Source organism: Winogradskyella pacifica (assembly GCF_013403915.1).
Taxonomy (GTDB): domain Bacteria; phylum Bacteroidota; class Bacteroidia; order Flavobacteriales; family Flavobacteriaceae; genus Winogradskyella; species Winogradskyella pacifica.
Map to the genome: position 1 here is coordinate 74,950 of NZ_JABFDI010000001.1, position 15,369 is coordinate 90,318.

General features: G+C 34.3%; 15 protein-coding genes. 10 read left to right on the plus strand and 5 right to left on the minus strand.

Features of this window, described 5'->3' with window-relative positions; translation table 11 throughout:
* The first annotated feature begins 229 nt into the window (after window positions 1-229).
* Window positions 230-421, plus strand: coding sequence for a cold-shock protein (locus HM984_RS00285; protein ID WP_020897234.1), 192 nt, complete (start codon window positions 230-232; stop codon window positions 419-421).
* Window positions 422-503: 82 nt separating this feature from the next.
* Here the strand turns inward: HM984_RS00285 and HM984_RS00290 are convergent, their stop codons facing one another.
* Window positions 504-1,244: an acyl-CoA desaturase gene (locus tag HM984_RS00290; protein ID WP_115808910.1), complete on the minus strand. Its 741-nt coding sequence runs from the start codon at window positions 1,242-1,244 to the stop codon at window positions 504-506.
* Between the two features lie 116 nt (window positions 1,245-1,360).
* Window positions 1,361-1,930, minus strand: a complete 570-nt coding sequence (locus HM984_RS00295; RefSeq protein WP_179347654.1) for a Crp/Fnr family transcriptional regulator — start codon at window positions 1,928-1,930, stop codon at window positions 1,361-1,363.
* Window positions 1,931-2,132: 202 nt separating this feature from the next.
* Between HM984_RS00295 and HM984_RS00300 the strand changes: the two genes are divergently transcribed.
* The 3 genes from HM984_RS00300 to HM984_RS00310 all read left to right on the plus strand — a co-directional run bounded on the left by HM984_RS00300 (window position 2,133) and on the right by HM984_RS00310 (window position 5,252).
* Window positions 2,133-2,378 (plus strand): cold-shock protein, encoded by a 246-nt coding sequence (locus tag HM984_RS00300; RefSeq protein WP_115808909.1) that lies wholly within the window; start codon window positions 2,133-2,135, stop codon window positions 2,376-2,378.
* 214 nt (window positions 2,379-2,592) lie between these two features.
* A complete protein-coding gene (locus HM984_RS00305) occupies window positions 2,593-3,936 on the plus strand; it encodes a DEAD/DEAH box helicase (protein ID WP_115808908.1) in 1,344 nt (447 codons plus the stop codon).
* Between the two features lie 2 nt (window positions 3,937-3,938).
* Window positions 3,939-5,252, plus strand: coding sequence for a DEAD/DEAH box helicase (locus HM984_RS00310; RefSeq protein WP_179347655.1), 1,314 nt, complete (start codon window positions 3,939-3,941; stop codon window positions 5,250-5,252).
* On the opposite strand, the gene HM984_RS00315 is transcribed toward HM984_RS00310, so the two are convergent.
* A complete protein-coding gene (locus HM984_RS00315) occupies window positions 5,249-5,992 on the minus strand; it encodes an arylesterase (protein ID WP_179347656.1) in 744 nt (247 codons plus the stop codon). The genes HM984_RS00310 and HM984_RS00315 overlap by 4 nt on opposite strands.
* A gap of 26 nt (window positions 5,993-6,018) precedes the next feature.
* Here HM984_RS00315 and HM984_RS00320 point away from each other — a divergent pair, with 26 nt between their 5' ends.
* The 4 genes from HM984_RS00320 to HM984_RS00335 all read left to right on the plus strand — a co-directional run bounded on the left by HM984_RS00320 (window position 6,019) and on the right by HM984_RS00335 (window position 11,959).
* The gene (locus HM984_RS00320) at window positions 6,019-6,708 is read left to right on the plus strand and encodes an ABC transporter ATP-binding protein (protein ID WP_179347657.1); all 690 of its coding nucleotides are present in this window, start codon (window positions 6,019-6,021) and stop codon (window positions 6,706-6,708) included.
* A gap of 44 nt (window positions 6,709-6,752) precedes the next feature.
* Window positions 6,753-9,245: an ABC transporter permease gene (locus HM984_RS00325; RefSeq protein ID WP_179347887.1), complete on the plus strand. Its 2,493-nt coding sequence runs from the start codon at window positions 6,753-6,755 to the stop codon at window positions 9,243-9,245.
* 279 nt (window positions 9,246-9,524) lie between these two features.
* On the plus strand, window positions 9,525-11,228 hold the full coding sequence (locus tag HM984_RS00330) for a transcriptional regulator (RefSeq protein ID WP_179347658.1): 1,704 nt from the start codon (window positions 9,525-9,527) through the stop codon (window positions 11,226-11,228).
* A gap of 206 nt (window positions 11,229-11,434) precedes the next feature.
* On the plus strand, window positions 11,435-11,959 hold the full coding sequence (locus HM984_RS00335) for a hypothetical protein (protein ID WP_179347659.1): 525 nt from the start codon (window positions 11,435-11,437) through the stop codon (window positions 11,957-11,959).
* Window positions 11,960-12,109: 150 nt separating this feature from the next.
* Here HM984_RS00335 and HM984_RS00340 read toward each other — a convergent pair whose 3' ends face one another.
* Window positions 12,110-13,447 (minus strand): exonuclease domain-containing protein, encoded by a 1,338-nt coding sequence (locus HM984_RS00340; protein WP_179347660.1) that lies wholly within the window; start codon window positions 13,445-13,447, stop codon window positions 12,110-12,112.
* 130 nt (window positions 13,448-13,577) lie between these two features.
* Between HM984_RS00340 and HM984_RS00345 the strand changes: the two genes are divergently transcribed.
* Both HM984_RS00345 and HM984_RS00350 read left to right on the plus strand, forming a co-directional pair.
* Window positions 13,578-13,778: a CsbD family protein gene (locus HM984_RS00345; RefSeq protein ID WP_092467835.1), complete on the plus strand. Its 201-nt coding sequence runs from the start codon at window positions 13,578-13,580 to the stop codon at window positions 13,776-13,778.
* Between the two features lie 447 nt (window positions 13,779-14,225).
* Window positions 14,226-14,594 (plus strand): hypothetical protein, encoded by a 369-nt coding sequence (locus HM984_RS00350; protein WP_179347661.1) that lies wholly within the window; start codon window positions 14,226-14,228, stop codon window positions 14,592-14,594.
* A gap of 159 nt (window positions 14,595-14,753) precedes the next feature.
* Here HM984_RS00350 and HM984_RS00355 read toward each other — a convergent pair whose 3' ends face one another.
* Window positions 14,754-15,275 carry a 5' nucleotidase, NT5C type gene (locus HM984_RS00355; RefSeq protein WP_179347662.1) on the minus strand — a complete coding sequence of 174 codons (522 nt, stop codon included), beginning with the start codon at window positions 15,273-15,275 and terminating at the stop codon, window positions 14,754-14,756.
* Window positions 15,276-15,369 lie beyond the last annotated feature (94 nt).

The window sequence follows — 15,369 nt, forward strand, 5'->3', positions numbered from 1 at the left end:
ATGTTTTGGGATCGTTTTCATTAAAATTAACTGGACTTATGAAGTCAAAAAGGATAAGCAAGCCGATGTAAGTAAACCGCTTCACGTTAGTTATTGGAATAGGCTTAATTATCTAAACTATATGATCCGCACGAATTATAATTAAAATAAATGCAATAAAACATTGTATGTTTAAAAAATGGCATCATCTTTGTTCTTTAATAAGTTATATAAATTAAATTACATTACAATGAGTAAAGGAACAGTAAAGTTTTTCAATGATGCCAAAGGATTTGGATTTATCACTGAAGAAGGAGTTGACAAAGATCATTTTGTACACATTTCTGGATTAATTGACGAAATTCGTGAAGGCGATGAAGTTGAATTTGATCTTGAAGACGGTAAAAAAGGATTAAACGCAGTAAACGTAAAAGTTATCTAATACATATACTTCAAAGTTTAATAAAAAAGCCCATCAGTTATGATGGGCTTTTTTTATAGTATTAATTTATGATTAGAGTTAACTAATCTTTAATTCTAATGGGTTTTAATTGAATTAGTCCAACAGCATCTAATATTTTTATGATGACGTAAGTTAGATCTATTTCATACCATTTTACACCAAAATTAGCTCTACTTGCATATTTATGATGATTGTTATGATAGCCTTCACCCATCATTAAGAAATCAAATCGGAATAAATTTTTACTTGTATTCTTCATTTTAAAATTCACATAACCATAAATGTGACCAAACCAGTTGATAATAACTCCATGTATTGGTGCCATTAAAAAGGTAATAGGCAATAATAACCATTGCCACCAAGCCGTCGCAAAAAAGGCAAAGAATAAAATATACAATGAAATCCATAGTAATCGAGAAAAACGAGAACTAGCAAAACTATCAAATGCCTTCCACTGTGGTACATTTTTTGTAAAGCGCTCATCTACTTCAATACGTTGTTTATTAATATCTTGATAGATGGTTTTTGTCTTCCACATCATTGCAAATACATTAGAATCATATGAAGGAGAGTGCGGATCTTTTTCTGTATCAGTGTAGGCATGGTGCATTCTGTGCATTATACCATAACCATAAGCACTTAAATAACTAGAACCTTGAAAAACCCAAGTTAAAATAAAGGTTATACGTTCCATGGTTTTAGACATTGTAAAAACTTGGTGTGCTGCATAACGATGCAAAAAGAAGGATTGAAAAAATAGACCCCCATACCAAAGTATTAAAACGAAAAGAATTATAATCATAGTTGTTTTTTTGCAAAGATAACGACACAATACGTGCCAAACAATGAATCTAAATCAATAAAATATATATTCTTTATGTCATAAATACGCTAAACAACTAAATTTAAGGTAGATAACTAAACGCGTTTTCTAATTCTACTTAAGGCCTGTGCAGTGACACCAATGTATGAACTGATATATTTAAGAGGAATTATTTTAAGTAGCTCTGGACGTTCCTTAAATAGTTTTAAATACCGTTCTTCAGCAGTTAGATTCAATAAGTTTTGTTCGCGACTAGATTTTAACAAAAAAAGACGCTCTGCTGTTAATCGTCCAACTAAATTTCCGATTTGTGTATTTTTATAAACCTCTTGTAAATCAGAATAGGTCATGCGTAATAACGTTGTCTCCGTAAGCGCTTGTAATTGATATGCCGAAGGTGTTTGTGTTAAGAACGAATCATAAGCACTAACAAATTGATCTTTAAAACTGAAGCCAAAGGTGATTTCTTTATTTGGATTGTCCTTAGGAATAAATAAACGGACGACACCAGACTCAATAAAAGAAATATGATTCTCAATCTCATTTACCTGTAAAAAAACAGCCTTCTTCTTTATCACATGGCGTTGCAATTTGGACGTAAAAAAGTCCCAATCTGCTTGCGATATTGCTGCTATTTGATCTAAGTATGCTTTTATTTGTTCCAAGTAATGTGAGGCTAATTATTGAGCTTGTAAAGATATAAATTCAAACATTCATTAAAATGAAAAATTAGAAGAAAACAACTATATATTAAGACTTTCTTACTAAATCTATTATTTATACTATTTTTGCAATTAATTAATGAAAGTGATTATAATAATATGATATTGCTTTTGAAATCTATAAATAAAAATTTAAGACAGAACGATGATTAGAAATTTCATAAATAAATTATTTAATCTTAACAAAGAAAGCGAGACAAAAGAAGGTGTCGTTAAGTTTTTTAATGCAAAAAAAGGATTTGGATTTATAACGCTCGACGATTCTAAAGAAGAGATCTTTGTTCATACTACTAATGTTGTAGGTAAAATAAGAGAGAAAAATAAAGTTACTTTTAATATCGAAAAAGGTAAAAAGGGTTTGATAGCTACTAATGTTCGTGTTGTAAAATAATTACGAACCAATTATATTCTACATAACCATCTTAATTGATGGTTTTTTTGTTACATAATTTACAGAACGCTTCTCATTTTAGACTTTGAATGAGAATTGTTGAGGCTTTATAGTGCTTACAGGCTATTTTTGTTAATTCAACTTTAATTTTGTAACGTCTTTTTTTATTCTAATACCAAGAACGGTATTCTTACCTTTGCAAAAATATTTTTTTATGTCCAAACGTTTTTCCGATTTAGGAATTAATGAACAGCTACAAAATGGTTTAGCTGATTTACAAATTTCAGTTCCAACCGATATTCAAGAAAAAACAATTCCTGTGGTATTGCAACAAACTGATGATGTGGTTGCTTTAGCCAAAACAGGAACTGGTAAAACTGCGGCATTCGGACTTCCATTAATACAACTCATCAATGTAGATGATTCTAATATTCAAGCTGTAATTTTAGCTCCAACAAGAGAATTAGGTCAGCAAATTAGTGCTAACTTAGAATCGTTTGCAAAGTATATACCTGAAATCTCTATAGCTACAGTCTGTGGAGGAGTGCCTATAAAACCACAAATCGAACGTTTACAAAGTAATACTCATATCGTTGTAGCAACGCCAGGTCGTTTAGCAGATTTAGTAAAACGAAATGCCGTTGACATCTCTAAGATTTCTTATTTCATTTTAGATGAAGCCGATGAAATGGTTAGTGCTCTAAAAGACGGACTCGATGCTATTATAAAAGAAATTCCGAAAAAGAGACGTACGTTATTGTTTACAGCGACGATGCCAGGCACCATAAAACAACTGGTTCAAAATTACATGTCTAAACATGTGGTGCATATAGAAGCCGATATGGCAACTGTTGGGCATCAAGGTATAGATCATCAGTTTGTGGTGGTTGAGCCTATAGAGAAATTAGATGTTTTATTGCATTTCTTAAACTCTAAAGCAGGACAACGTGGTATTATTTTCTGTAAAACGAAAGCTGCTGTCAATAAATTAGCTAAAAATTTAGCGATTAATAAATTCTCTTCTGGTGCCATTCACGGTAGTTTATCGCAAGGTATTCGCGATCGTATTATGGGACAATTTAGAGAAGGCCATATTGATATTTTAGTAGCCACAGATTTAGCGTCTCGTGGATTAGATATTAAAGATGTGGAATATGTGATTAATTATCACTTACCAGACACTTACGATGCTTACGTACATAGAAGTGGTAGAACAGCTAGAGCAGGAGCAAAGGGGCTAGCGTTAACTATTTTACAGCAAGAAGAAGTTATTGATATTGCTGATTTTGAAGATGAATTAGGTATTTCATTTAAGGAATACAAAAAAGCAGATGCGCAAAGTATTGAAGAAAACAAAGCCTTATTATGGGCTAAGAAAATATTTAAGACCAAACCAAATCGCACCATTTCTGAGCAGTTAAGAAAAGACGTCAGAACCGTATTTCATCATTTAACAAAAGAAGAGTTAATTGAGAAAGTATTAGCGAATCAATTGGCACAAACAACTTTAGGGGTCCAGAAATCAGAGGATTCTAAACCTAAGAAAAAGAAAAAATAGTTATGGCGAATAATATTAAAGCACAACAAGATATTCTTGAGAAATTAAACATTTACGCGCTTAATGCAATGCAAGAGTCCGCTTTAGCAGCAATTGAAGCTAACGATAAAACAATATTATTATCACCAACAGGAACAGGAAAAACATTAGCCTTTTTATTACCGCTCTTAGAAACCTTAGATCCAGAATGTGAAGAAGTACAAGCCTTAATTATCGTACCTTCTAGAGAATTAGCCATTCAAATTGAAACGGTTGTTCGTAATATGGGGTCGGGTTATAAAGCCAATGCTATTTATGGAGGTCGTGCTATTTCAAAAGATAAAATAGAATTAAAACATACACCTGCCATTTTAATTGGAACACCAGGACGTTTGGCAGATCATTTTGAACAAGCTCGTTTTACCACCAAATTCATCAAAACCTTAGTTATTGATGAGTTTGATATTTCAATTGAAGTAGGAGCAGGTGGGGAAATGAAAAATATAATGAGTTATTTGGCTAATGTAAATAAGCGTATTTTAACTTCTGCGACAGAAGGAGCATCGATTCCTAAGTATTTAAAAATGGACGGAGCCAAGACCTTAAACTTTTTATCTGAAAGGCCAAGTTCTAAGCTCGAAATTAAAACCGTCATTTCACCTTCAGCTAATAAACACAATACTTTAGTCGATTTATTACATCATGTTGGTAGTGATCCTGGGATTGTATTTTGTAATAAAAAAGAACGCCTTGAAGATTTAAGTCGTTTTTTAGAGAAAAAGAATATTGCACACACTTGTTTTTACAGTGGTATGGAGCAGCATGATCGCGAACGTGCATTAATAAAATTACGAAACGGAAGTGTATCTGTACTTGTTGCAAGTGATTTAGCCGCACGTGGTATTGATATTCCAGAGATGAATTATATTATTCATTATGAAATGCCCGAAGCTGTTCAAGAATACACACATCGAAATGGTAGAACGGCCAGAGTAAATTCTAAAGGAACAGCGTATTTAATAAAAGGAGAGCGCGAAGTGTTTCCTGATTTTGTAGGGAAATCTCAAAACATCCGAGTTAATGCTGCCAAAGAAATAAAACCTCCATTTTGGACGACCTTATTTATTTCTGGTGGTCGAAAAGATAAAATCTCTAAAGGTGATATTGCGGGTCTATTCTTTAAACAAGGGAACATCTCTAAAGATCAGCTTGGTGTTATAGAATTGAAACAAGACTGTGCTTTTGTTGCCGTGCCTGTTAGCATTGCCGATGATTTAGTTGACAACTTAAACAATACACGACTAAAGAAAAAGAAAGTACGCGTTAGTATTATCTAAGATTTAACTAAAGGACCTAAAACCTCCCAAACTGTATTAGCTACTATTTTATGACCTTCAACCGTTGGATGAATTCCATCATTCTGGTTGAGGGCTTTAATACCTCCAACATCTTTCAATATAAAAGGAACAAATTCTAAGTCATTTTTTTCTGCTAAATCTGAAAAAATTTGTTTGAATCCCGTCGTGTAATCTTGTCCCATATTGGGTGGCAACTGCATGCCCGCAAGGATAATTGTGGTGTCTGGACTTTTCTTTTTTACACTATCTATAATATCTTGTAGATTTGCTCTTGTTTCTGAAAGTGGTACACCTCGCAAACCATCATTAGCACCTAATTCTAATAAAAAGATATCGATGTTTTGATTTAAAATCCAATCGATTCGTCCTTTACCACCAGCTGTGGTTTCTCCACTTAATCCTGAGTTAATAACTGTATAATTTAAGTCTAACCCATCTATTTTCTGTTGTAAAACACTCGGAAATGCATCATTAGTATCATCTAGTCCATAACCAGCAGTGATACTATCTCCAAAGCACAAAATGGTTTTGGTATTAGAATCTGTCGCGACTATTTCTTCTGTTTGTATTTCAGACAGGGTTTCTGTCGTTTTCTCTGTTTTATTATCACCGCAAGAAACCAATAAAAAGGCTGTTATAAAATAACAAAACTTTAAGAGTTTAGAAGCTGTTGAGATTGGCAAATTTAAAAGCAAATGAGTATTTTGAGCCTTCGACATAAATGGTCTTATAAATTAAAATTAGTATGCCAAATATATTAAAGATTAATGGCCTAGAAAAGACATATTCTAGCGGTAACAAACAATTAACAGTCTTACAAAACATTTCATTCAACGTAGAGGAAGGACAAACTTTTTCTATTGTTGGCCCCTCAGGAAGCGGAAAAACGACCTTATTAGGATTGTGTGCTGGTTTAGACCAACCCAATTCTGGTACAATAGAACTTTGTGGACAAGACTTAAATACCCTAAATGAAGACCAACGCGCTCAATTGCGAAATAAGAATGTGGGCTTTATATTTCAGAATTTTCAATTATTACCAACACTTACAGCGCTTGAAAATGTGAGTGTTCCTTTAGAGTTACAAGGTTCTAAGGATGCTGTTGAAAATAGTTTGGCTTTATTAGAAAAGGTAGGTTTAGCAGATCGTGTACATCATTATCCATCACAACTGTCTGGTGGAGAACAGCAACGTGTGGCTTTAGCGAGAGCCTTTGCTAATGCGCCTTCCATTTTATTTGCTGACGAACCAACAGGAAATTTAGACGAGGAAACTGGCGAAAAAGTAATTCAATTATTATTTGATTTAAATAAAGAAGCCGGAACCACTTTAGTGATTATTACACACGATTTGGATTTAGCCAACCGAACGCAACAAATATTACGACTTAAAGGTGGTAAAATTTTAACCAACGAACGTACAGCGGTACAGTAATAATCCATTTATAGATGAGTAAAAATACCACCTGGTTATTTAAAATGGCATGGAGAGATGCTAAAGCGAGCCGTGTACGATTATTGTTATTTATGGCATCCATTATATTGGGTATCGCTGCAGTCGTATCCATTCAATTATTTAGTAATAATCTGAAAGACAATATAAAGCTTCAATCGAAAGCCTTAATGGGTGCAGATTATACGATAGATACTCGGCAAGAACCAACGGAACGTGCACAAGCCATTATCGATTCTTTGCAGCCTAATGCTAAAGAAATCAACTTTGTATCGATGATAGCTTTTCCTAAGAATGGAGGCACTAAATTGGTTAAGGTGCGTGGTTTAGATGGCGCCTTTCCTTTTTATGGAAGCATTGACACAGAACCAAGCTCTGCTGCAGATACTTATCAGGACTTAGGTGGAGCGTTAGTTGATGCCACTTTAATGCTTCAATTTGATGTAAAACCGGGTGATTCAATAAAAGTCGGAGCCATAACACTACCTATTTTAGGATCTTTAAAAGCGATTCCTGGCAGCACAGCCATTTCAACATCTGTGGCTCCTCCGATTATTATGCCTTATGCTTTAATGGAAGCGACAGGCCTCATACAGTTTGGGAGTCGTAAAGAATATCAGTTTTTCTATAAAACGGCTGAAACTTTTAACTTAGAAGCGTTTGAAAAAATTATAGATCCCCAGTTAAAAAAGGAAGAAGCAGATTTAGACACGCATACAAGTACTAGTGAACGTTTAGGAAAACGCTATGATAACGTTGGTAAATTCCTAAATCTAGCCGCTTTTATTGCCTTATTATTAGGATGTATTGGAATTGCGAGCTCTGTTCATATTTACATTAAAGAGAAATTAAGTGCTATCGCCGTTTTAAAATGCATGGGAGCCTCACGCATGCAAAGCTTCTTGATTTTCTTAATTCAAATCGCTGGTATTGGTATCGTTGGTGGATTAATTGGAGCACTAATTGGTATTGGTATCCAAGAATTGTTTCCCTATTTATTAAAAGACTTTTTACCATTTTCGGTTGAAATTTCAATTTCTGCACAACCCATTCTTATTGGTGTTTTTCTTGGATTATTTATGTCCGTTTTATTTGCCCTATTACCCTTACTTAGAACGTGGTATGTCTCGCCATTAGAAGTCTTGCGCGTGGATGAAAAAGGAGCTCAAGAACCCTTTAAAGTTCGTGTGGCAGTGATTGCCGCAGTTTTAATTTTTCTATTCTTGTTTTCATTTTGGTTATTAGGCGATGCGCTGTATGCTTTAGGGTTTATGCTAGCGACTTTAATTGCTTTTGCAGTGTTAACAGGGGTTGCCTTGCTATTTATTAAGGGGATTAAAACTTATTTCCCAAAACGATGGGGTTTTGCAGCACGCCAAAGTTTACTCAATTTATTCAGACCCAATAACCAAACCGTTGTTTTAGTCGTTGCTATTGGTTTGGGAACCTGTTTAATTAGCACTTTGTATTTTACTAAAGATATTCTATTAGCAAAAACCGAAGTAGGGCAGAGCTCTAGTAGTGCTAATATTATCATTTTAGATGTGCAATCAGACCAGCAAGACACTGTTGAAGCGCGTATTAAAGCGAAAGATTTACCTGTTGTAAATAGCATTCCGATTGTGACGATGCGTATTCATAAAATAAAAGGTCGCTTAGCAAATGACTTACGCCAAGACTCTACCAAACAAATGCGGAATTGGATATTAAATCATGAATTTAGAAGCACGTATCGCGATGCCATGATAGATTCTGAAGAACTCTTGGAAGGTGAATGGACATCGCACACCACTCCTAATGCACCTATACTAGTTTCTATAGCAGATAATCTTGTGGAAGACGGTATAGATATTGGTGATAACATTACGTTTAATGTGCAAGGTGTCCTTATGGAAACTACAGTGGGTAGTATACGGAAAGTAGACTGGAGACAATTACAGCCTAATTTTAATTTTGTATTTCCTGTTGGAGCACTTGAGCAAGCACCACAATTTCGTGTTATTTCTACAAATGCAGCTGATGAAGCTAGTTCTGCGGCATTACAACGCGATTTAGTGGCCGAATTCCCTAATGTGTCCATTATAGATTTACGTCAGGTTTATACTATCGTAGAAGATATTCTAGATAAAGTGTCTTGGGTTATTAATTTTATGGCGTTCTTCAGTATTATCACCGGTATTATTGTATTAATTGGTTCTGTTCGAACGAGCAAGTACCAGCGTATAAAAGAGAGCGTTTTGTTGCGAACCCTTGGTGCTAAAAATGCACAGATTCTAAAAATTTCAGCTTTAGAATACTTGTTTTTAGGATTGTTAGGTAGTTTAGTCGGTATTCTATTAGCCTTAATTAGTAGTCTTTGTTTGGCATTATTAGTATTTAATGAACCTTTTGCTCCGTCAATGATTCCTTTTTTAGTGATTTTACCAGGTATAACAGTGTTAGTAATGGCTATTGGTTTAAGTAATATACGATCGGTATTAAGTAGTTCTCCTTTAGCTGTATTGCGAAAAGAAGCCTAGTGTATGTTGAACGGTAAATTGTAGCTTAAACCGATACATTATATAATGATGTAAGAATTTTCAATAGCGAACCCGCTTATCACCCGCTTATGACCCGCTTAAGATACGCTTATGACCCGAGTGTGCGCATGGGGGATTTATTTTAAGGATTCGCTTTGAAAAAGTATCTGTCATAGGTCCTTAAAAAATAAGTATATTTAGACCTGTCTAACTTATTGATAATTAATGCTTAAGTATTATACGTCATTCTTGTTTTTTTTCGCCGTAGTAATTTTTCCATTGTGGTCACAAACTACCACGCTTACTAGTGATACCTATTTTAAACAGTACGAACAGATTAGTGATTCCATGGCATCTGTGTTTCCTGAAAATGATATAAAAACGTATCGACGCGTCTCGTTTTCTGATGCTGAAATGCAACGCTATTTATCACTTCATTTTAAACGTTTAGATCTCTTAAATCATATTGAAGGGCATGCCAAATTCGTTTTAGACAGTTATTTGCATTCTGGAAATTGGTTTAGAGAAGTGGGTTTTCCAAAAGAATCTATAAAATCATATCTTGACTTTTTTAGGTATTATGAAGCTCATGAAACTGAACTAAGCCTAACAGAACGCAACAAATTTATGGAGATGCGTAGTTATGCTCGAAGTATACTTGCTGAAAATTATGCTAAGCTAGGTTTATTAGATAGCGCCGCAATTCAGCACAAAGTGAATATATCGTTTTCTAAGAACCTGAATTATATTTACCATCCATCGTCCATAAATAATTATGGCCTCTTTTTTTATTGGCACAAGAAAGACCTTGATTCTGCCATGTATTTCTTTAAACGTGCTTATGCACTTACAACGTCTAAATTCCCTAAGCACACTTTAAATGGAAGTATACGCGATAATATTGCTGATATTTATACCGACCAAGAGGATTATGAAAAAGCCCAGGCCTTATATCAGCAAAATTTTGATTTTTTTAAAACAGCCATTAACGAAGAAACGTTAGAAAATGACATTCCACGGTTAATTAGTGCCGGATCGCAATTGGTGATGACCAATACACATTTAAACAAACTAGAGGCAGCACAGCGCACTTTGAATTTCTTAGACAACATCGTAAAGCTTCAAGAAAGCAAGAATAATCTAAGCTCTAGTTCTAAATTAGAATTTTTAAGAGCTAAAGAAGTACTCTTACGTGCTAAAACTAATATTCCAGCGGCATATACAACTGTAAAGCAAATTGAACATATTTCGGACAGTCTTCAAACGATATTGAATCATGCTGATAAAAAATGGCAAGAGGAATTGAATGATATTACGATAGATAAAATTGAATTAAATTTTAAAATCGACCGGATTCAAAAGGAAAACATGATTAAAAACCAACGTGCTAAACTTTGGTTTATAGGACTTTTGTCTTCGATTTTTATAATTGTCTTAGTTTCACTAATTATTAGTAGACGGCAGCACCTTATAAATGCTAAGAACAAACAGCTATTAGCCGAACAACTACTTGAAAACTCTGCCTTAAAGGTAGAACAGCTTAATTCCGAGATTAAATCTAAAGAACGCGACTTGTCTGATTTTGCCATTAAACTCACGCAAGATCAGGATTGGGCTAAGTCGCTCGCCGACCAATTAGAAGTTATAAAAGAAGCAAATTCTGAAGCGCGTCCGGAATTAATTAATGAACTCGATTTAGCCATTTCAAATAAAATAAGCGTTGATAGCGATACGCAAGAATTTTTTGAACGCTTAGATAAACTGAGCGATGCGTTTTACAGTAAATTAACAAAGCGCTATCCAAATTTAAGCAAAAACGAGATTAGACTGTGCTCGTTAATTCGATTAAAAATTGAAAGTCGAAGTATTGCTACCCTTCAAAATATCACCTTAGCGTCCTTAAACACCAGTCGTTATCGCCTAAGAAAAAAACTTCAACTCTCAGAAGAAACGGATTTAGATTTCTTTATTCAAAATCTATAAGTCTTTTATTATTAGGTAATTATAATTCAGATCACGAAGCTGTCTATTAAATGTCTATCGCCTGTACATCAGTGGTCTATATCGATTATGCGGTTGTGCCTTACTTAACTTTTACTTTAGCAGTGTTCTATTTATACAACGTGTTTATTTAGAATAATGCTATTACCACTTTAATTATTAAGTATCACTCTAAAACCGTATCACTTATGAAAACATGTCTTCTTGGTTTAATTTTTTTAGGACTTGCCAACCTTAGTTCAGCGCAAAATGATTTAGCAATGGAAACGTCTCAGTTTAACGACAAGGACTATACACCGCGTTCCATTTCAGTTCTCAACGAACAGTATTTAAATTTAGAACTTACAGCAGCGCAACCTTTAGCGGTTTCTATTAAGAAATTACAAAAAGTAGCAGCAGATTTTGATGTCTCAAAAGATCCTGTTTATAGTAAGAACAAGTCTATGACGTATACTGTTAATTTTCAATCGAGCGACAATTCTATCACTGCCATTTATGATACTAAAGGTGTTATTTTGAGTTCTGAAGAATACTACGAAGATGTACGAATTCCATTAACAATAAGCAGTCAACTAGCAAAAGATTATCCGGGATGGGCGTTTCTTAATAGCAGCTGCACTGTTAATTATGAGCATACTAATGGAGCAGAGATTACTTACGTTATAACCCTAAAGAAGGAAAATAAATCGAAATCTATTTCCCTAACGCTATAGATATCTTATTTTTCTGAATCGAGAACAGCGCTTTTATGGTGCTGTTTTCTTTTGTAATAGAGATTTTTATGTCAGTTTGAGTGTTTTGAGTGCGCGAAAAACGTATCGAGAACACCAACAACCAAAAACCATCAACCAACAACTAACCAACTACAAATCCAACAAACGCGATCTCAAAATCTTCTGAATATCCATATTGTTTTTCTGAGGAATCAGGAACGTGTCTAAATCATCGATGTGGTTTATAGATTCTGTTTTATCAACAAAACCATAACCTAAATAGTCTCCGTTTTTCACCATAACGAAGGCTTCCTCATTATCGTGTCTGCCTTTTTCTCTTACAATGATGTCATTCTTTTGATCTGACATATCATGAATAGCCTCAAGAACTCTGTTATTATAATCTTCTACAGTTTCCTCATCTTTACAAATCCCTTTACAGTTTTTGATGCTGAAATGCGAACATTCCGAAACGGATTCTTGTAAATGGCAGTATTTAGGACATAAGTTATGCTTCTCACACATCTTTTCTAAATAGGCACGCACTTCCCTTATGCTAAATAGTGTAACGATAGGATTGGGCACTAAACGGCCTTTATTGCTTGCTAAATGCAGAATTCCTTTTCGGTCTTCATACGAGAATATGGCAAAGGATTGTATAGTGCGTTTCGCGACTTTATTGTGCACGGGGAAATGATGTTTAATGGCAGCATCTTCCATAAGTAGTGCTATTAATTCGCTACCTGAGCATTCAAAATCGATATCGCGCGTTTCTCTCACCATATCTTGCGCCTTTTTTGTTTTACTATAAAAATGGCTGAGTACTCTTTTTTTAATGTTTATGGCTTTACCGACATAAATGACGGTTCCTTTTTTATCCTTAAAATAATAGATGCCTGCGGTATCTGGCAAGGCTTCAAACGTTTCTTTGGGTAGGTTAGGAGGTAAGGTGGCTTCTTTAGAATTCTTGTTTAAAAATTCCTTAAAAACATCTGAAGCTTCAGGTTGTTGTAATAGTAATTCAAATAAAATAGTGGTGGCTTCGGCATCGCCTCTAGCTCTGTGTCGGCCTACCAAATTAATCTCTAAAGCACTACATAATTTCCCTAAACTGTAAGACCGATGTCCTGGTAATAAGCGTCGTGATAAACGGACGGTACAGAGTTTTTTTCTATTGAATTCTAAACCAATTCTACTGAATTCTCCGCTAATGACTTTATAATCGAAATTCACGTTATGCGCCACAAATATGGCTCCTTCAGTAATGTTTATAATATCGTCTGCAACCTCTGCAAATCGCGGAGCATCAGCAACCATATGGTCATCGATCCCTGTGAGTGCTGTAATATGCTGTGGAATATAAGTTTCCGGATTTATTAGTGATGTAAACTCGTCTATTACGGTATCTCCGTTAAATTTAAAAATTGAAATCTCAGTCATGCGATTGCTTTGTCCTGTGGTTTCAACATCAATAATGGTGTAAATCATGCTTTTTTACCTTCTTTTATTTTTTGCATCAATTTATTAATGGATTGTGCTAATGGGTGTTTAAGACTTACTGTAAATTTACGGTAGTAGATCAAAGTGATTTACTTTATAACTTAAAAATACAGAAATTATGTCTAAACCATGGCAAGATAAAGCAAAAGGCAATTGGAATATTGCTAAAGGAAAATTAAAACAAAAATGGGGAGAACTTACTGACGATGATCTAGATTACCAAGAAGGTAAAGAAGATGAAGTTGTTGGCCGAATTCAGAAGAAAACAGGCGAAACAAAAGAAAACGTCAATAGTTTCTTAAACGATTTAAAGTTCTAAAACTTCCTCGTTTTAAAACAACAGAAAATCCTGATTAACTCAGGATTTTCTGCGCTCCAGACCACACCTTATTCGGTACCACCTAAATCATATTTAAGCTGTAATGCAACAAGGATATTGGTTTTGTCTCAATTTTCTAAAGTTTAAATCCCTTCACTTATTCAATTTGCTGATTTTATAGGAGTTATCACATTTTCTTATAGCTCCCCTTTAACACAAGTTTAACCTCAATTTACCGAGAATCTGTATGCGATTCACTACATTAATTTTAGTTGAAATATAACAACCTATAATTAATAATTTTAACCAAACCCCTTCCTATGAAACTCCAAATTAAGTTTAATTATCATAAATATCTATCACTATTTTAGTGTGGCTTTGAATTCAATATCACGGACTCCATTAAAATAGTACTTAAAATTTAATCATTTTAAAACATATAGGATCATGAGAATTCAATTTAATACAACGCAACTTAACTCTAATAAAACCATACATATTAGCGAAAAAGATACGGCTTATCTTACGGCATTATTTGAATGTAGATTAGAGAATTATGAAATACATATTGCAGAAATAGACGTTCATTTATCTAATGAAAACAATAAACAAGAAGGGGATCACAGCAATAGGTGTTTATTAAGCACTAACATTGTAGGGCGACCGCTTCAACCAATTAGTTTTGAAGCTGATAATGACAATATTGTACTTGCGATATTACATGCAATTGATAAACTTACGGTTTCACTGATGGCATGCATCAAAGCAGGAGAGGATGCGTTACGCAATAATGAACGTGTTTTTTGTATTCGATAAGAAGTTATACCTATCATTACACAAACATAACATTATAGCAATTAGCTCATTAATCCTTTTAATTGTACAGCTGCAAATATCGATTTATTCTTTAGAAGCAGTTGTATTGCTCAACCCAAAGTAAACCCGACGAAGTTAGTTGTGAAACTTTGGGTTTTCCTAAAGCAAAAGCTTTGCGATATCTTCCCAAGTAACCACTCGGTTGTAGCCTGTATCATTCACATTATGAGGAGAATTAAACAATAATGTATCTCCTTGAAACTTCTCTAAGTTATACGACCTGTCATCAATAAGGACATCTCCATTTAAGATAAACTTATCTCCACACATAATACGGTGTTGCCACGTAATAAAAGGCATATGCTCATCTAACCACTCGCTCTTTTCTAATAAGGAATTTGGAAACTGCGTTGCTGCCGTAGCAATATAAACTTCATGTCTATTGTACAACGCTTCCATGACCAATATACTATCTTTAATAGGTTTTAAATCTCTAAAAAAGCCAGGTTGTAGGGCATGTTGCATAATACTTTCTTGATGTACTTTTGGGACATTATGCCATATTTCGCCCGAAGAAATTTGCGACATGCGTAAGTCTTGCTGGTGCTCTTTATTATATAATTCTATGTGTTTGCCGTAAGTGTCGGCTAACACGTCGTCCATGTCTACGAATATTGTCATTGGGGTTGTTTTTTTGCGAAGGTCTAAATAATAGTGGGAAATGGCAAGGAGAGGTGGTTTATTTAATGGTAGTTTAATGTTTTGGTTGATTTAT

Excerpts from the sequence above, each read along its gene's own strand:
- HM984_RS00285 (WP_020897234.1), top strand. The coding sequence starts at position 230 with ATGAGTAAAGGAACAGTAAAGTTTTTCAATGATGCCAAAGGATTTGGA.
- HM984_RS00290 (WP_115808910.1), bottom strand. The coding sequence starts at position 1,244 with ATGATTATAATTCTTTTCGTTTTAATACTTTGGTATGGGGGTCTATTT.
- HM984_RS00300 (WP_115808909.1), top strand. The coding sequence starts at position 2,133 with ATGATTAGAAATTTCATAAATAAATTATTTAATCTTAACAAAGAAAGC.
- HM984_RS00305 (WP_115808908.1), top strand. The coding sequence starts at position 2,593 with ATGTCCAAACGTTTTTCCGATTTAGGAATTAATGAACAGCTACAAAAT.
- HM984_RS00310 (WP_179347655.1), top strand. The coding sequence starts at position 3,939 with ATGGCGAATAATATTAAAGCACAACAAGATATTCTTGAGAAATTAAAC.
- HM984_RS00315 (WP_179347656.1), bottom strand. The coding sequence starts at position 5,992 with ATGTCGAAGGCTCAAAATACTCATTTGCTTTTAAATTTGCCAATCTCA.
- HM984_RS00320 (WP_179347657.1), top strand. The coding sequence starts at position 6,019 with ATGCCAAATATATTAAAGATTAATGGCCTAGAAAAGACATATTCTAGC.
- HM984_RS00325 (WP_179347887.1), top strand. The coding sequence starts at position 6,753 with ATGGCATGGAGAGATGCTAAAGCGAGCCGTGTACGATTATTGTTATTT.
- HM984_RS00335 (WP_179347659.1), top strand. The coding sequence starts at position 11,435 with ATGAAAACATGTCTTCTTGGTTTAATTTTTTTAGGACTTGCCAACCTT.
- HM984_RS00340 (WP_179347660.1), bottom strand. The coding sequence starts at position 13,447 with ATGATTTACACCATTATTGATGTTGAAACCACAGGACAAAGCAATCGC.
- HM984_RS00345 (WP_092467835.1), top strand. The coding sequence starts at position 13,578 with ATGTCTAAACCATGGCAAGATAAAGCAAAAGGCAATTGGAATATTGCT.
- HM984_RS00350 (WP_179347661.1), top strand. The coding sequence starts at position 14,226 with ATGAGAATTCAATTTAATACAACGCAACTTAACTCTAATAAAACCATA.
- HM984_RS00355 (WP_179347662.1), bottom strand. The coding sequence starts at position 15,275 with ATGACAATATTCGTAGACATGGACGACGTGTTAGCCGACACTTACGGC.